Source organism: Anaerococcus lactolyticus ATCC 51172 (genome assembly GCF_000156575.1).
Taxonomy (GTDB): Bacteria; Bacillota; Clostridia; order Tissierellales; family Peptoniphilaceae; genus Anaerococcus; species Anaerococcus lactolyticus.
In genome coordinates, this window is record NZ_GG666047.1 from 44516 (window position 1) to 60243 (window position 15728).

Sequence of the window (15728 nt, forward strand, 5' to 3'; positions counted from 1 at the left end):
GTTTCCGGGGAGTAGATGTCTATTTTTCAAATCTTGATGGGGTTGTTGCTACCGAGGTAGGTTATGCTAACGGAAAAACAGAGACAACTAGCTATGAGGAATTGTATAAAACTGACTTTGCAGAAACTGTAAAAGTTACTTTCAACGAAAAAGTTATAGCTTTAAGAGAAATCTTAGAACATTTTTATTATATAATTAATCCTTTTTCTTTAAATAGGCAGGGAAATGATATGGGACGTCAATATAGGACTGGGATTTATTCTGAAAATGAAAATGATTTAGAAGTTGCGAAAAATTTCCTAAGAAAAAAGCAAGAAGCTTCTGATAGAAAAATCCTAGTAGAAGTAGAGCAGTTAAAATCCTACGTTGTAGCCGAAGCCTACCACCAGGATTATTTAAAGAAAAACCCAGCTGGCTATTGCCACATAGACCTAACAGATGTATTGGAGATAAAATGAAAAAAATAAGTAAAATAATTGTCCTAGGTGTGGCACTAATGATTGGTACGCCATGTCTAGCTCATGCAGATGAAATTGTAAAATATGACCCTACAAACCTTGATCAAATCTTAGTGAAAAATGGAATTAAGGTTGATGAATCAAAGGTTAAGGCAAGACGTGATGAATTGGTAAAGAAAAATCCTGATCTTAAGCCAGACCTAAAGGTCGTAGAAGAAGTTAAGGAAAATAAGCCTGTTGTTTATCCGAAAACAGCAGTATATTCAAACGTGGTTGATATAAGCGAGCACCAAAAACCATCTTCTATAAACTACGATAAGTTTGCAGCAGACATAGACGGAGCTATTCTAAGGTCATCTATAACAACTTTTAAGGAAGATGAGGAAACTAAAGAGAAGTCCTATTATTTAAGACGTGACTTTACAGTAGATACTCATTATAATAATCTAAATAACCGAAATGTGCCTATAGGTTTTTATCATTATTCAAGAGCCACAAATGAAGAAGAAGCTACGAAGGAAGCTAATTTTGTTCTTGATTATATAAGGGGTAAAAATGTTTCACTTCCGATATATATAGACATTGAAGATAATTTAAGGCAGTCAAAAGTTAGCAGGGAAAGCCTATCCAAGGCTGCTGAGACTTTCATAAATATTATGGAAAGAAATGGTTATGTATCAGGAGTATATTCATATCCTTACTTTGCCAAGAAGCACCTTACAAAAGAAATCAGAAATAGGGGTAATTTCTGGATTGCTGATTATGCTGGCATAGGCTTTACTGGCTACACAGATACAGACTTTGATATTTGGCAATACGCCCACAAGGGTAGGGTTAATGGTTATGCAGGAAATATTGATAAAAATGCTCTTTATAAAGATTATCCTTTGATTATTAAAGGCAAGAGCAGGAAGGATTATAACAAGTTAATTCAAGAAATAATAGATGGTCACTGGTCAACAGGCAAGGAAAGAGAGAAACGTCTCAAATATGCTGGCTATGATTATAATAAAATTCAAAAAGATGTTACCAGACGCATGAATTTGAAAAAATAGAAAGGGAGAGTGAATTATGGCAATTAAATATGATATAGTAGAAAATTTAGGAATTCTTTCTACCAATGCTAAGGGTTGGACTAAGGAACTAAACCTTGTTAGCTGGAATGATAGAGAAGCAAAATATGATATCAGAGATTGGAATGAAGATCACACTAGGATGAGCAAGGGTATCACTCTAACAACAGAAGAGGCAGAAGTCTTAAAAAATATTCTAGCAGATGAATTCGATAAGTAATTAGACTCTCCCTTTTTGGGGGAGTTTTTTATGGAGGTTATATGGCATATATTTACGCCCTTATTTCGGCAATATTTGCTGCGCTAACATCGATTTTAGCTAAAATTGGTATAAGTGATATTAACTCAAACTTGGCAACTGCTATTAGAACGACAGTTGTTTTGGTATTTTCCTGGCTGATGGTCTTTGTGGTAGGAGGTCAACACGATCTAGGAGCAATTAGCAAAAAATCTCTAGTTTTTATCATCCTGTCAGGTCTATCTACTGGTATATCTTGGCTTGCTTTTTATAAGGCTTTACAGATGACAGACGCATCAAAAATAGTGGCGATTGATAAGTTAAGCGTTGTATTTACAATAATATTTGCTTTTCTAATCTTAGGAGAAGCCGCAAGTAAAAAAGCCATCTTAGGTACAATTTTAATTGGACTTGGTACCCTTATTATGGTTATCTAAGTAGATTATTTTCTAAAAATAGGGTAAATAATTAATAGTAATAATAAAGGAGTTAAAATGAAAATAGAACTTTCAAAAAATAAGGCTAAATTAATAGCAAATACAAATGGAGCTTATATAGAGGAATATGCCTACGATGGTAAGGATATAATTTTTCCTAAATTCGAAACCGAAATTGCCGGCAAAAAGAAAATTAGAGGTGGTAGCCACCCTTGTCTTCCATCTTTTGGCCCAAGCGAGATTAATGACCTAAAAGATCATGGCTATGGTAGAGATTGTGACTGGGAAGTAGTAGAGAAAAGTGCTAACAAGGTTGTTTTAAAACTTGAAGGTCTTTGTGGGTATGAAGGAATGGATTCTTTTATTACCTATGAACTAGGGGATGAATGGTTGCTAGCAGAAATAAAAATGATAAATAATGCTAACAAAGACCTACCGGTTGCACCTGGTTTCCACCCATATTTCAGAGCTGGTCAAAGTTTTAAGGTCGATGGTGTTGACTTTGGTAGTTTCAAACTCGAAGATACTTATTTTCTAGATGCCAGTGAAGTTTCTTTCAAGGCAGAAAATTTCAATATAGAAATTAAAAATGAGAACTTCCACAAATTTGCTATATGGACAGATTTTCTAGACGATTATAGGTGTGTAGAGCCTTGCTATAATGGTAAGTCTTTTGTGAAAGATGGCAAGCCTTACATCCTAAAGGCGGGTGAGACTTTCCTTGCAAAGATGAAAATAAAAATAGAGGCTTAGATTTTTACCAGACTTTAGGGTCTGGTTTTTTTGTTGGTCTTTATCAATTCTTGATAAAAATTATGTAGAATATTAGGGAGGTGAGAAGATGAACATATGCATAATTGAAGATAACCTAACCTTGGTCGAATCTCTCAAGGATCTTTTGGAGAGTGAAGGCTATGAGGTGGATTATTTTTTGGACCTTAGGGAAATTGATGATTATTTAACTTTAAATAAATATGACCTCATAATATTGGATTTGATGTTGGGAGATTTTGACGGGCTTGATTTTCTTAAGACAATCAGAAATGAAATAAAAAGACCGATTGTTATCCTTACTGCCAAGAATGGCAAGGAAGATGAGCTAAGAGGTCTCAGGCTTGGTGCAGATGATTATATCAAAAAACCTTTTGATCCAGATATTTTGCTAGCTAGGATAAAAAGTAAATTGAGGCTTAATGAAAATATAGAAATTTCATACAAAGATACGACCTTTGATTTTGAAACGGGATTTGTAAAGAAAAACGAAAGTAAGGCTTATTTTACAAACCAGGAGAAAAAAATTTTAAATATCCTTTATATAAATAAGGGGAAGGTTCTCTCCAAGGAGAGTCTGCTTTCTATGGTTTCTGAAAAATTTGATTCTATATCTGAAAAGACAATTGTGACCCATATTTATAATATCAGGAAGAAAATCCTAGAAATAGGAGCAGCCGACCCCATAGAAAATATTTGGAAGGAGGGTTATAAGTGGAAAAACGAGTGAAAAATTTAGTTTTTGGAATTCTTTTGGATAATTTCTTAAGAATCTTAGTCTACGGAATATTAACAATTATTGCCCTCAAATTAGGCCAAGCATACCTATATCCACTGAGGCTAAAAAGAGATTTTGCCATGGGAGTATTTATGATTTATACCCTTTATTTTCTTAGAAAATCTTACATCGGAATTGATAGGAATATCTTAAGAGATTTAAGAAATCTAGAAGATTATATCAGAAAAGATAACTATGACAAGGACTTGGAATTAGCAGAATTTGACCTAATTGCAAAGACTCTTAAAGATAAAAACCAAAAATTAAGAGAGAAAGATTCTTTCATCAAAACAAGTCTAGCAGCAATTTCCCACGATATGAAAACTCCCCTAACTGTGATAAATACTAATCTTTCCTTGATAAAAGTGACTGAGCCCAAAAACCAAGAGAGAATATCTAAAATCAAAGGCGAGAGTGAAACAATTTCATCCTATATAGATGACTTGATGGAAGTGGCTGGGGGCTTTATCGATGAAATTCAGTTAGAAAAAATTTCTTTTTCGGTATTTATGGAAAATCTTAAGGCGCATTTATCTCTTTTTGAAGACATGAAGGAAGAAAAAATCAATATTTTAAATAAAATAAATTCTAAAGATGATTTTTATATAAATATTGATAAAAATAGGTTTGACAAGGCTCTTAACCAACTTTTAACCAACGCTTTTGAACACAAAAAGAGGTCTGTTTGGCTAGAGGTCATGGCAAAAAATGAAAAAATCATAATCACAGTTGCCGATGACGGGGCAGGTTTTGATGAAAAGAGCCTCAGAGATGGGAAAAAACTTTTCTATACGGACAATTATGGCAGGACATCCGGTAAGGGGACTGGCATGGGACTCTTTATAGCAGATTCCTATATTTCTGCCATGGGAGGCGACCTTATTTTAGCAAATGAAAATGGGGGACGTGCCAAAATTTGTCTAGACATTGGGGAGGATAAGCATGGAAAATAAATTATTTTTAATAACCCTAATAATCTTTGCCAGTTTTGATTTTTATAAATTGATAAAAAAAGACCTGGGCTTTTATAGCTTTTTTAGACCTCTAAGCCTTGCTATTAGCTACAAATTTATCCTTGATGGTATAGATCAAAGGCTTTATGTAATAGTCCTTGTTTATTTTATATTTTTAGGAACTATTTTCACAAAGAACATGAGAAAGGAAGAACTTTATGAAAAAGAAATTTGATTTTTATGACTTTTTAGTCTTTATTTTTGGCCTTGTTGGTTTTGGTGCATATTATTTAGTAATGACTCAATTTTTTAAAATTGATCCCTTCAAAGGATTAGCCATCATACCAACCATATATTTTGGTATTTCGGTTTTTACCATGTTTTTTGTATATGATATAGTTAATGAGAAAATTGGGAATAATATTATTCTAACTTACAAAACCGTACATTTAGTTTCTTATGTATTTGGACCGATAATTTTTATTTACAAAATGATAAATAAGTAAAATTAACCAGCTTAATGATGGTTTTACTTTGGTTAAAAACCTTGATAAGAAGCGCTAGACAAGTATATTGAGAGAATGAAGAAGATTTATTTTGACTATGCAGCAACCAGCATAAAAAGAAAGAAAATTTTAGAAGATATATTAAGTAAGGCCGACTTGTTTGACGGAAATCCTGATTCCAGCCACTCTTTTGGAAGGGATGCCAAAAAGATTTTGGAAGAATCTAGAAAGGCTATTGCGAAATCCATCGGGGCAAAGCCAAGTCAGATAATTTTCACATCTGGCGCTAGTGAATCAAACAATACAGTCCTTTCTGCCTTCAAAAATGAAAAAATAATTACAACAAATATCGAGCACGACTCGATTGAAAACACCTATAATCCAGAAAATACAATCCTAATTGAAGCGAGCCAAGAAGGCATAAGCCTTGACCAAATAAAGGAAAAAATCACAGATGAGGTCAAGCTCGTTTCGGTAATGATGGTTAATAATGAAATGGGCCTTATAATGCCAATTAAGGAAATTGGTGATTATTTAAAGGAAAAAGATATTTACTTTCACGTCGATTGTGTCCAAGCCTACGGCCACCTTGATATAGATGTGGATGCTATGAATATTGATTTCCTATCCCTTTCAGGCCATAAAATTGGGGGTATAAATGGTTTTGGAGTGCTCTTCGCAAGAGAAACCCTCCCTTCCTTTATAAAGGGTGGCGAGCAGGAAAAATACCGCAGAGCCGGCACTTCCTTTGTTATGGGAGCCTATTCCATGGCCAAGTCTTTTCCTTATATGATAGAAGAAAGAGAAAAGATTCAGGATTTAAAAAAATATTTGCTAGATTCTTTGGCTAAATCAAAGTTATCTTACCAAATAAATGCCAATCCAGAAGAGACTGTAGACCATATTGTAAATATATATTTCAAAGATTACAGGTCAGACTTTTTGCTAACTTATCTTGATATGCACGAGATTGCAGTTTCTGCAGGATCTGCTTGTAGAGCAGGAGCTGTGATTCCTTCAAAGGTTGTTGAAAGAATTTATGGACAAGAAAGAGCCAGCCATTCGCTTAGGATTAGCCTGGGTTTTGAAAATACTAGGGAAGATATTGACAAACTCTTAGAAGTTTTAGGAGAATTGAGATGACAGATAAAAAAGATATAAAGGTAATAGTAGGTATTTCCGGTGGGGTTGATTCTTCTGTTGCTGCCCTTCTTCTTAAGGAAGAAGGCTATGATGTGACAGGGATTTTCATGAAAAACTGGGATGATACAGACGAAAACGGATTTTGTACTGCTGAAGAAGACTTCGAAGATGCAGTTGCTGTTTGTAATCAAATAGGGATTCCATACTATTCTATAAATTTTGAAAAAGAATACTACGACAGGGTTTTTTCCTACTTTCTTGATGAATACAAGAAGGGCAGGACTCCAAATCCTGACATCATGTGCAATAAGGAAATAAAATTTAAGGCCTTTTTGGACTTTGCCAAAAATCTTGGGGCAGACTATCTTGCAACTGGCCACTATGCTAGGGTTGATAGGACCGATGGAGAAACAAAGATGCTAAGAGGTTTGGATAATAATAAAGACCAGACTTATTTTCTTAGCCAACTATCCCAAGAACAAATTAAAGATGTGCTATTTCCAGTAGGAGATTTGCAAAAATCAGAAGTGAGGGAAATCGCCAAAAAAGCTGGACTTGCAACTGCTAATAAGAAGGATTCAACAGGTATTTGCTTTATTGGCGAAAGAGATTTTAACGAATTTTTATCTCATTATTTGCCAGCCCAACCGGGAAATATTGTCGATACCGAAGGCCATATCATGGGCAAGCATGACGGATTAATGTACCACACCATCGGACAAAGACGTGGTCTTGGTATAGGTGGTGAGGGCGAAGCTTGGTTTGTTTATGGCAAAGATTTAGAGAAAAATGAACTTCTAGTTTGCCAAGGCAAAAATAACCCACTTTTATTTTCAAATAAGCTATACGGCTCAGAATTTTCTACAATTTCTGATAAAGAATGTCCAAAGGAATTTGACTGCACAGCCAAGTTTAGGTATAGGCAAGCAGATATCAAGGCCCATGTCAAAGTCCTAGGAGATGGCAAGGTAGAAGTAACATATGATAAGACCAAGGCCGTAACACCGGGTCAAGCTGCAGTTTTCTACGACGGAGAAGTCTGCCTAGGTTCTGCCATTATAGATGAGGTTTACATGGATGATAGAAAGTTAAGGGTCTAAAATAGAATTTAAAAAAATAGATTTTAAATCGCAAACAAAAATAAACCTTGAAGACCATTAAAAAATGGATTCTTCAAGGTTTTTTCTTATATATTGATTTCCAAAACAATTGGAGTGTGGTCTTGTCTTTCACCAGAGTCGATCATATCAGAATTTGTGATTAGATCTTTTATCCTTTCAGAAACAAGGAAATAGTCAATCCTCCAGCCAGAGTTGTTGATTTTACTTGTCTTTACCCTTTGGGCCCACCAAGTATATTTTCCTTCTACCCTGCCGTGGATATGTCTAAAGGTGTCTGTAAATCCTTTTGCCAAAAGATTTGTAAAACCTTCCCTTTCTTCATCTGTAAAACCTGGTGATTCGTGGTTATTTTCTGGATGGGCAAGGTCGATTTCCTCGTGGGCAACGTTGAAGTCACCAGCTGCTATCACTGGTTTATTTTGGTCTAGACTTTTTAAATAATCAGCATAGAGCTTATCCCAAACTTGCCTGTCAGCGAGCCTTGTTAGGCCATTTCCTGCATTTGGTGTATAGACGTGGGTAAAGTAAAAATTATCAAATTCTAAAGTTATAATCCTGCCTTCAAAGTCCATGGTGCAAGGAGCTCCTATTTGTGGGTAGGTTGGTTCAACCTTAAGACCCTTCTTATAAAGAGTCATGGTTCCAGCATAGGATTTTCTTGCAGGATCTTCACTTGACCTATAAACATAGTCATAGTCAGGGAAATATTCGGCGAGTTTTGCGATGTGTTTTTTGCTAAGACCTGTGTATGGAAGTTTGGTTTCTTGGATAGCAATTACATCAGCATTTTCCTTTATTACTGTATCTAAGACTAAACGACTCATAATCGCCCTAGCAGAATCACTTGTTAGGGCTGCATTTAGTGAATCTATATTCCATGAAATAAATTTCATAACTACCTCTCTTTTTTATATTCTATTATTAATATACAACTAATAAATAATAAAGAAAATATTTGCATCCGGGCCTAGCTAAAAATAAATATGTAAATATTTCAAATTAAACATAAACTAATATGAAAAATATTATATGATTTTTGAGACTAGATAAAAAAGTGGAAGTATATTATTAAAGAGGGGTGAGATAGTGAACGAATATTATATGAATAAATTCACAGATCCTGATACTATAAAAAGGATCGAAGAAAAAGAAAATTCTCCAGAATTCAAGGAAAAGCTTTTAGCTATAAAAACAAAAATGAAGGGCAAGAAAACACAAGTATTTGATTTTAGTTTTTTAATCGCTCTAGTTATTGGGATTTTGCTAATGCATACACGTTACTATTCTCTTTTTATCATATGCTTTGTTTTGTATTTAAAATTTTTTAAGTCAGATAATAAGGTTGATAACGATATTAGTGATGACTATGCGAATGCTTTTATGGCGCCGATTTTAGAAGAAGTCTTTCCAGAAACTACTGTGAATTATAATGAAAGTTTGGAAGTTGAAGATTTTGATAAAATTTTTATAGATTCACATAGGTATGAATCATCTTGCCATATTAGTTTTGCTGATCCTTATAAGACCCAACTTTATAATTTAAAGGCCTTTTATAAGTATAGGAATAGCAAGGGTAATCTTGTAGATAGTATTGGTTTTTTAGGCCAAGTTTTACTAGAAAATTTCGATACAAAAGGTGAAGGCCATGTTAGGATAGTGCCCCTAAAATATAGGAATGAGTATGGGCCTCACATAGAAGCATACTATGGGAAAATCCAAGAAGGTGAAAGAGAAATTTTAACAGAATCAATCGAATTTAACGATTCTTATGCTGTTTTTGCCACTGATGAACTTTTAGCCAAACGCATTCTAGATCCAAATATCATAGAGATTTTAAACGCTTGGTATGGAAGAACTGAATTGTGTCTTTATGTGGATGTAAAAGGGCTTATGATGAGCTTTAACACTGGTTCATATATGTTTGAGTTGCCATCAAGGAAAGTCGCTATTGACAAGCTTTCTCTTTCAGGTGAATATGAAAAGGTGCGAGTAAACTTGGCGTATTTTTATGGTCTGATGGCTTTAATCAAGGGAAAGTTATAAGAAATAATAAGGAGTTACAATGAATCATTTAAGTAGTTTTATATTACCAGTAATAATTTTGTGGTTGGTTTTTAGATTTTATATTAGAACTTTAAATAAACTAAAGAGGTATGAGGTAGTTATAGAGGAATCAAAGAAGAATGTTGATGTCGCCCTAGCTAAAAGATATGACACAATTTCTCAAATGATTAATGTGGCAAAATCATATGCTAGATATGAAAAAAACACCCTTACAGAACTGGCTAAATCAAGAGCTAGTCACAGTATAGAAGATTTTAACACTACAATAAAAAATCAAGATCAAACCATAGATAAGATTTTTGCCCTTGCTGAAGCTTATCCAGAATTAAGATCTTCTGATGAATTTTTGAAATTACAAAACGAGATTGATGACGAAAATGAACAATTAGCCGCAGCCAAGAGGATAGTTAACAACAATATAAGTATGCTTAACCAAGAAGTTGTGAGTTTTCCAAATTCTATTGTTGCAAGTATGAATGGAATCAAGGAATTAGACTTTCTTAGTGAAGACAATCTAGAAAATAAAAAATCAATTGATAGTTTTGACTATGAGATATAAGGCTTAATAATAAGAAGCAGATAAACATGGTCTCTAAAGTTAGAAATAATTTTAGAGACCAGTTTTTTTATTTAATTTTTTTAAAAATTTCTACAAATTTAACACAAAATTAACATCCTTTTGGGTATTATATAGTTAAGAAGAGACACTAATATAAGAATTTTTAAGGAGGGTGTCATGAAAAAATCTAAGTTATTACTAGCCCTAGCAGTGTCTGCTATGCTTATTAATAGCGCTTATGCTAGCGAAATGAAAGATCAAAAAGTAAATGAAATCGAAGCAGAGGACCCTATTTCAAATCCAAAAGTTGCAGAATACAAAGTTAAGAAAATCTATGAAGAAGGGGTAGACATCGTTGACGTAAATAACGAAGCTGATGTCTACAATGTTCCAAAATCTTATTTTAAGGGCATGGAATTAAAAGAAGGAAAAATTTTCACCCTTTATACAAATTGGGATATCCTAAAATCTGATCCAGCAAAATTTGGAAAAGTTTATAGGGTTATCGAAGGCAAAGAGAGCCATGTTTTTTCTGATATTTACGTAATTAAAAAAATAAACGCAGAAGGCGTAGATGTTTACAAGAAATCAAATCCAGATGACCTTTACAATATCCCTAAAAAAGAATTTAAGGATATTGATTTAGTAGAGGGTAAAGAAGTAGAAATTGTGGCAGACGATACAGTTCTCGCTTCTTATCCAGCTCAATTTACAAAAATCCATAAAATAAATGAAGTAAAGCCTAAAGAAGAAAAAGTCGTTAGAGACTTTGTTGTAAAAGAAATCAACGAAGAAGGGGTCACCCTTTATGAAGTAGGCAACGAATCAAATCTTTACAATGTTCCAAAATCAGAATTTAAGGGAATGAAACTTGAAAAGGGCAAGGTCTTTACTATCACATCTGATAACATTTCTTTAAAATCCTACCCAGCTCAATTTGGCAAGATTTTCTCAATTGTTGAAAAAGCAATACCAGCTAAGACTATGGTAAAATCTTATGTTGTTGAAAAAGTTACTAAAGATATAGTAACGGTTCATGAAAAGGGCATGAAAGATAGTAAGTATAATATTGCAAAGAAACACTTTGGAAAAATTACTCCACAAGTAGGTAAGGCCTATAAAATCGAAACATCAGAAGAAATCCTAACTTCTGATCCTGCTCAATTTGCAGCTATTTATAAGGTTGAACTTGTAAAAGAAACTCCAAAGAAAAACGAGAAGCCAGCTGATAAGAAAAAACCAGCTAAAAAATCTAAAGAAAATAAGAAAGAAGCTGAAAAAACTATTTTTGATATCTTTGTAGTAGAAAAAATCGATGAGGAAGGTGTAACTGTAGCAAGAAAGTCAAACAAGGAAGATAAGTACCTTGTTCCTAAAAAAGATTTTGGCAAGCTTGAAATTAAAGAAGGCAAGGAATACAAAATCTTCACAGATGACATAGTTCTCACATCTTATCCAGCCCAATTTGGCAAGATTTACAAAATCGAAGAAGTGATGGCAGGGAAAAATAAAAATCCAGCAACAAACCCAAAGACAGGTCTAATTGGCACAAGCCTTGCCCTTGTCGGATTAATCGGCGCAGGTCTTGGCTATAAGAAAATCAAATAAAATCTAAAGGCACCTCAGGGTGTCTTTTTTTGTCCTCAAATTTATGATAAAATTATTAATATAGTAAAGGAGGAAATTATGACCGGCAATAATTTTGAATCAGACCTGGGCCATATCTTTGACTTAGCTGAAAAATATGACTTTGTAAAAGAAAAAATAGACTATATTTTTCAATTTTTTGCTCTAGCCTATGATTTAAGTTTAAGAGAATTTGAGTTTTTGATTGAAAGTCTATATTTTGAAAGAGATGAAATTTCTAAAAACCAAAAATTATCAGCTTTATTTAAGTTAGGGGAAGTTAAAGATGAGCTTTTGTCGCTCTCAGATAAGGGATATATAAAAATTGAAAGAGCTGATGAAAGTGATGACGACTACTATTACGTATATGACTATACGGTAGAGGCCTCTTTCTTATATGTGGACTTTAGGCAAAGACTTTCTGCTATTCTTGAAAAATATAGATCTGCCCAAGATGTGGTGCCAGAATCCTACCTAGATAGTAAAAATAGTTTAGCAAATCTCCTTGATGACCTAAAAATTTTGGCTGATGATAAGCATTTTTTAGAATTAGATTCAAATTCTGATATTTCTTCTTATAGCTATCGCTTTGACCTTCTTATAGATTTAAAAAAATCTTTAAATAAAAAATATTCTGACCTTAAAATTTTAAGCTTTGAAATGGCCAAGGAATATTATGATGATGAGGATTTTGACCATGCCCTTGTAGGTCTTATTGAGGAAGGTAGACATAAGCTTGAAATTGAATATACTGAAAATGGTAAAAAGATAAAAAAAGCCCTTCTGGTAAAGGAAGACGACTACGAAGATATAATTGAAGTAGAAGACCTTGATGAAAAAATCGAAGATGGCGAGGCCTTCACTCACTTTGTGATGCTAATGGATGATTTTAATAGGGACCATAAAAAAATTAAGGAAAAGTTGAGAAATCTTTATGAATTTATTGCTCCAGCCTATGATTTGACCCTGGCTGAATTTGAATTTTGCTTGTATTATACAACAATTTACTCTACAGCTTATGACGAAATTTACGATATAGATGGCTATTTTATTGAAGATAGCAAAAAAATTGTCACAAGTCTTATAGAGAAAGGTTATATTTATTCCAGTGAAGATGGCTTCATCCTTACAGAAAAATCTGATGCTGTCTTTAAACACATGGGTGCACTTTTTGCCAACACTATGGAGAAAAATGAGGCTGATTATGATAAGCTTTTAACTTGTGTTAATAATTATTATGATGCGAGTGAGACCCTTGAAGAATTTACAGACAACTTTGCCTATAGGTTTAGCTTTGAAGACTTTGATGTCGAAGAACAGATAAGTGATGAAATTGACGAATATAGTTTGGGAGTGCCTTTTGAAAAGGCAGTAGCTAACCTGCTTGCTAAAAAATTCACCAATCCAAAAGTCCTTTCCCTTACAGATGAGGGAGACTATATCGAGGCGATTTTTATTACTGATGATTACAAGGGTAAGACCCTTGCTGGATATCTCAACAAAGAAGGAATCAATGAAATGTAGGAGCTACTATGAAAAAAATACTTAAAATAATTTTTGCCCTAATCCTAATAAATTTAGGTTTGGTTGGCAAGGCTTTAGCAAATACAGACGATGATATGCTAAGAAATGATATACACACTGCCATTAAGGACACCATTGATGGGAAGTTAATATACCAGGTGAATGTAAGAACAGTCTATGGTCCTAGTGATGTAAATATTTATATGGCTAATTCGGATGAGGATAAGCTTCCTGCTGCGTCTACTATAAAGACAATGATTGGTCTTGCAGTTTTAAATAGGGTTGAAAATGGAAAGATGACCTATAGCGAGGAAATAAAAAGGGACCTTGACCTTAGTCTTAGATTATCAGATAACGATGCTACAAACAGGTTAATCGAAGCTCTTGGTGGGTTTGATCCTATAAACGCCTTTATAAAATCCTTTACAAAAAATAACAGAACTAGCCTTAATAGGTTAATGCTTGGGGCAGGTAATGAAAACTATACTAATGCAAAAGATTTAGCCTGGGCTTTATATGGGATTTATAGGAGCAATTCTGAAATAGCTAGGGATATGGTCAGATCTCTTTCCAACTCATCATCAAAAAGGGTGAAACTTTTAAAAAATATAAACCCATCCTATAAGTCTATGAATAAGACGGGTGAGCTTGATAGAATCCAAAATGATGTGGCCCTTGTAGAAACTAAGTCTCAGGCTTACATCATAAGTGTAATGACAGAAAATGACGGATACATGGATACCTACAATCAAATTCTCCTTATAAATCAATTAGGAGAAAAAATCGCTCTAGCTTTTGATAAGTACGAACTAGCCTATAAGAATAGGAAAAGACTAAGTGATGAAAAAGTAATAGCAAGGTTAAATACCCAAGAAAAAAAACTTGCTTACGCAGTTTATTCTAATCAAATTCTTATAAACGCTGGTAAAATTTTGCTTAATTCTGACCTTAGAGCAGTTGATGAGATGAGGCCAGCTCTTTTAGCGAAGATTAATGATTCTGAAAAGACTTTGGTTAAATCAAAAAAGGTGCTCGCTAAACTATCTAAAGAGCCAATTAAAAATGAAAATGATATGGTTGTTAACCTTGTAAGGCTTATTTATACCAACAAGGACTTAGATTCGAAAGTTGACAAGGACTTAGCGATTGCCTTTTATAAAAATCAGTCTGCTGTTAAGGCGGGAGAAATGCTTTTGAATGAGGCACCAAAAACCAGTCTAAGCATCAGAAGACCACTTCTTAAGAATATTAAAAAATCCGAGAAGACCTTTGAGAAAATGAACAAGTTTTTTGATAAGTTGAATGAAAAATCTTAATTTACCTATATAATAAACACATGATATTAATAGCAGATGACCTTATAAGAGTTGATAAATACATATCTGATGAGCTTGATAGCATACCAAGGGAAAAGATAAAAGATTTTATCAAAGCTTCTTTAATAAAAGTTAATGACAAAAAAATAAAACCATCCTTTAAGCTTCAGATGGGCGATGAGATTTTTATAGACGATTCGCTCTTTGAAGTTCAAGAGATAAAGGCAGAAGATATTCCTCTTGATATAGTCTATGAAAATAACGATTATGCGATTATAAACAAGCAAAAAAACCTCATAGTCCATCCAGCAGGGGCGATTGTGACAGGAACCTTGGTCAATGCCCTTCTTTATAAGTACGGCTATGATGGCCTATCTCACATTGGTGGGGATGATAGGCCAGGTATTGTCCACAGGCTTGATAAGGATACGACTGGCCTTATGGTAATAGCGAAAAATAATGAATCTTATCGCTATTTAAAAACTCTGTTTGAAACCAGACAGGTCAGGAAAGAATACCTTGCCATAGTCTTTGGAAATTTTGACGAAAAGTGTGGCAGGATTGAAAATTTCATGGATAGGGACCCACATAATAGACGTAAGATGGCAGTCCGTCCTAGCGGGAGAAGGGCGATTTCTGAATACGAAGTTCTAAGCGAAACTGATGGTTTTAGCTTGGTTAAAGTTCATATCATAACTGGCAGAACCCATCAAATAAGAGTCCACATGACATCTATCAACCACCCGCTCTTGGGCGATCCTGTCTATGGAAACTTTAAACACAAATTTAACCTAGACCACCCCCTACTCCATTGTGCCCACCTTTCTTTTGAAGATAAGGATGGAAATGAAATGGTTTTTGATAAAGAAGTGCCAGAGGAGTTTGAAAAGTATAAAAATATTCTTGGTTTATAAGTAAAACCATATGAAAAGTGGTTGGTTTGTTTCAAGAGGGAAGTCCTAAAAAAATTTAGGGCTTTTTTTGTTAAAATTTTTGTAAATTAGGAATTTTGATTGAATAAAACACCCAAAGCATATATAATGTATAGTGGATTAAAATCATTATCTGTTATTTTACGAAATAAAATTTAGTTTATATTTGGAAATAATACACGCCCAATTTGGCTTTATTAACTATATTTGATTGAAATTTTGTATAATA

General features: G+C 33.8%; 18 protein-coding genes. 17 read left to right on the forward strand and 1 reads right to left on the reverse strand.

Translation table 11 applies throughout. The features are described from left to right. The 11 genes from msrA to mnmA all read left to right on the forward strand — a co-directional run. A partial coding sequence (gene msrA, locus HMPREF0072_RS06830; protein ID WP_004828670.1) for a peptide-methionine (S)-S-oxide reductase MsrA occupies positions 1-458 on the forward strand: 458 nt, incomplete at its 5' end. Continuing rightward, positions 455-1513 (forward strand): GH25 family lysozyme, encoded by a 1059-nt coding sequence (locus HMPREF0072_RS06835; protein ID WP_004828671.1) that lies wholly within the window; start codon positions 455-457, stop codon positions 1511-1513. The genes msrA and HMPREF0072_RS06835, both read left to right, overlap by 4 nt. 16 nt (positions 1514-1529) lie before the next feature. Then, a complete protein-coding gene (locus HMPREF0072_RS06840; protein ID WP_004828672.1) occupies positions 1530-1751 on the forward strand; it encodes a YdbC family protein in 222 nt (73 codons plus the stop codon). Positions 1752-1792: 41 nt separating this feature from the next. After that, positions 1793-2206 (forward strand): EamA family transporter, encoded by a 414-nt coding sequence (locus HMPREF0072_RS06845; RefSeq protein WP_004828673.1) that lies wholly within the window; start codon positions 1793-1795, stop codon positions 2204-2206. A gap of 57 nt (positions 2207-2263) precedes the next feature. Next, a complete protein-coding gene (locus HMPREF0072_RS06850) occupies positions 2264-2959 on the forward strand; it encodes an aldose epimerase family protein (RefSeq protein ID WP_004828674.1) in 696 nt (231 codons plus the stop codon). A gap of 88 nt (positions 2960-3047) precedes the next feature. Beyond that, entirely contained in the window at positions 3048-3707 is a 660-nt protein-coding gene (locus tag HMPREF0072_RS06855; RefSeq protein WP_004828678.1) for a response regulator transcription factor, read from the forward strand. Further along, a complete protein-coding gene (locus tag HMPREF0072_RS06860; RefSeq protein ID WP_004828680.1) occupies positions 3692-4708 on the forward strand; it encodes a sensor histidine kinase in 1017 nt (338 codons plus the stop codon). Before HMPREF0072_RS06855 ends, HMPREF0072_RS06860 begins: the two co-directional genes overlap by 16 nt. Further along, entirely contained in the window at positions 4698-4943 is a 246-nt protein-coding gene (locus HMPREF0072_RS06865) for a hypothetical protein (RefSeq protein ID WP_004828682.1), read from the forward strand. Before HMPREF0072_RS06860 ends, HMPREF0072_RS06865 begins: the two co-directional genes overlap by 11 nt. Beyond that, the gene (locus HMPREF0072_RS06870; RefSeq protein WP_004828684.1) at positions 4927-5214 is read left to right on the forward strand and encodes a hypothetical protein; all 288 of its coding nucleotides are present in this window, start codon (positions 4927-4929) and stop codon (positions 5212-5214) included. The genes HMPREF0072_RS06865 and HMPREF0072_RS06870 overlap by 17 nt, the downstream gene beginning before the upstream one ends. A gap of 75 nt (positions 5215-5289) precedes the next feature. Continuing rightward, entirely contained in the window at positions 5290-6357 is a 1068-nt protein-coding gene (locus HMPREF0072_RS06875) for a cysteine desulfurase family protein (protein ID WP_004828690.1), read from the forward strand. Continuing rightward, complete coding sequence (gene mnmA, locus HMPREF0072_RS06880) at positions 6354-7457, forward strand: tRNA 2-thiouridine(34) synthase MnmA (protein ID WP_004828691.1); 1104 nt, start codon at positions 6354-6356, stop codon at positions 7455-7457. The genes HMPREF0072_RS06875 and mnmA overlap by 4 nt, the downstream gene beginning before the upstream one ends. A gap of 86 nt (positions 7458-7543) precedes the next feature. Here the strand turns inward: mnmA and HMPREF0072_RS06885 are convergent, their stop codons facing one another. Further along, entirely contained in the window at positions 7544-8371 is an 828-nt protein-coding gene (locus HMPREF0072_RS06885) for an exodeoxyribonuclease III (protein WP_004828692.1), read from the reverse strand. A 193-nt stretch (positions 8372-8564) separates the two neighbouring features. Between HMPREF0072_RS06885 and HMPREF0072_RS06890 the strand changes: the two genes are divergently transcribed. From HMPREF0072_RS06890 to HMPREF0072_RS06915, 6 genes are all read left to right on the forward strand, one after another. Then, positions 8565-9521 (forward strand): DUF3137 domain-containing protein, encoded by a 957-nt coding sequence (locus HMPREF0072_RS06890; protein WP_155811888.1) that lies wholly within the window; start codon positions 8565-8567, stop codon positions 9519-9521. A 19-nt stretch (positions 9522-9540) separates the two neighbouring features. Continuing rightward, positions 9541-10101, forward strand: coding sequence for a LemA family protein (locus tag HMPREF0072_RS06895; protein ID WP_004828696.1), 561 nt, complete (start codon positions 9541-9543; stop codon positions 10099-10101). A 177-nt stretch (positions 10102-10278) separates the two neighbouring features. Then, positions 10279-11709 (forward strand): hypothetical protein, encoded by a 1431-nt coding sequence (locus tag HMPREF0072_RS06900; protein ID WP_004828699.1) that lies wholly within the window; start codon positions 10279-10281, stop codon positions 11707-11709. A 78-nt stretch (positions 11710-11787) separates the two neighbouring features. Then, a complete protein-coding gene (locus HMPREF0072_RS06905) occupies positions 11788-13251 on the forward strand; it encodes a hypothetical protein (RefSeq protein ID WP_004828700.1) in 1464 nt (487 codons plus the stop codon). A gap of 8 nt (positions 13252-13259) precedes the next feature. After that, on the forward strand, positions 13260-14567 hold the full coding sequence (locus HMPREF0072_RS06910) for a serine hydrolase (protein WP_004828701.1): 1308 nt from the start codon (positions 13260-13262) through the stop codon (positions 14565-14567). Positions 14568-14587: 20 nt separating this feature from the next. Next, a complete protein-coding gene (locus HMPREF0072_RS06915) occupies positions 14588-15481 on the forward strand; it encodes an RluA family pseudouridine synthase (protein WP_004828702.1) in 894 nt (297 codons plus the stop codon). Positions 15482-15728: the final 247 nt, after the last annotated feature.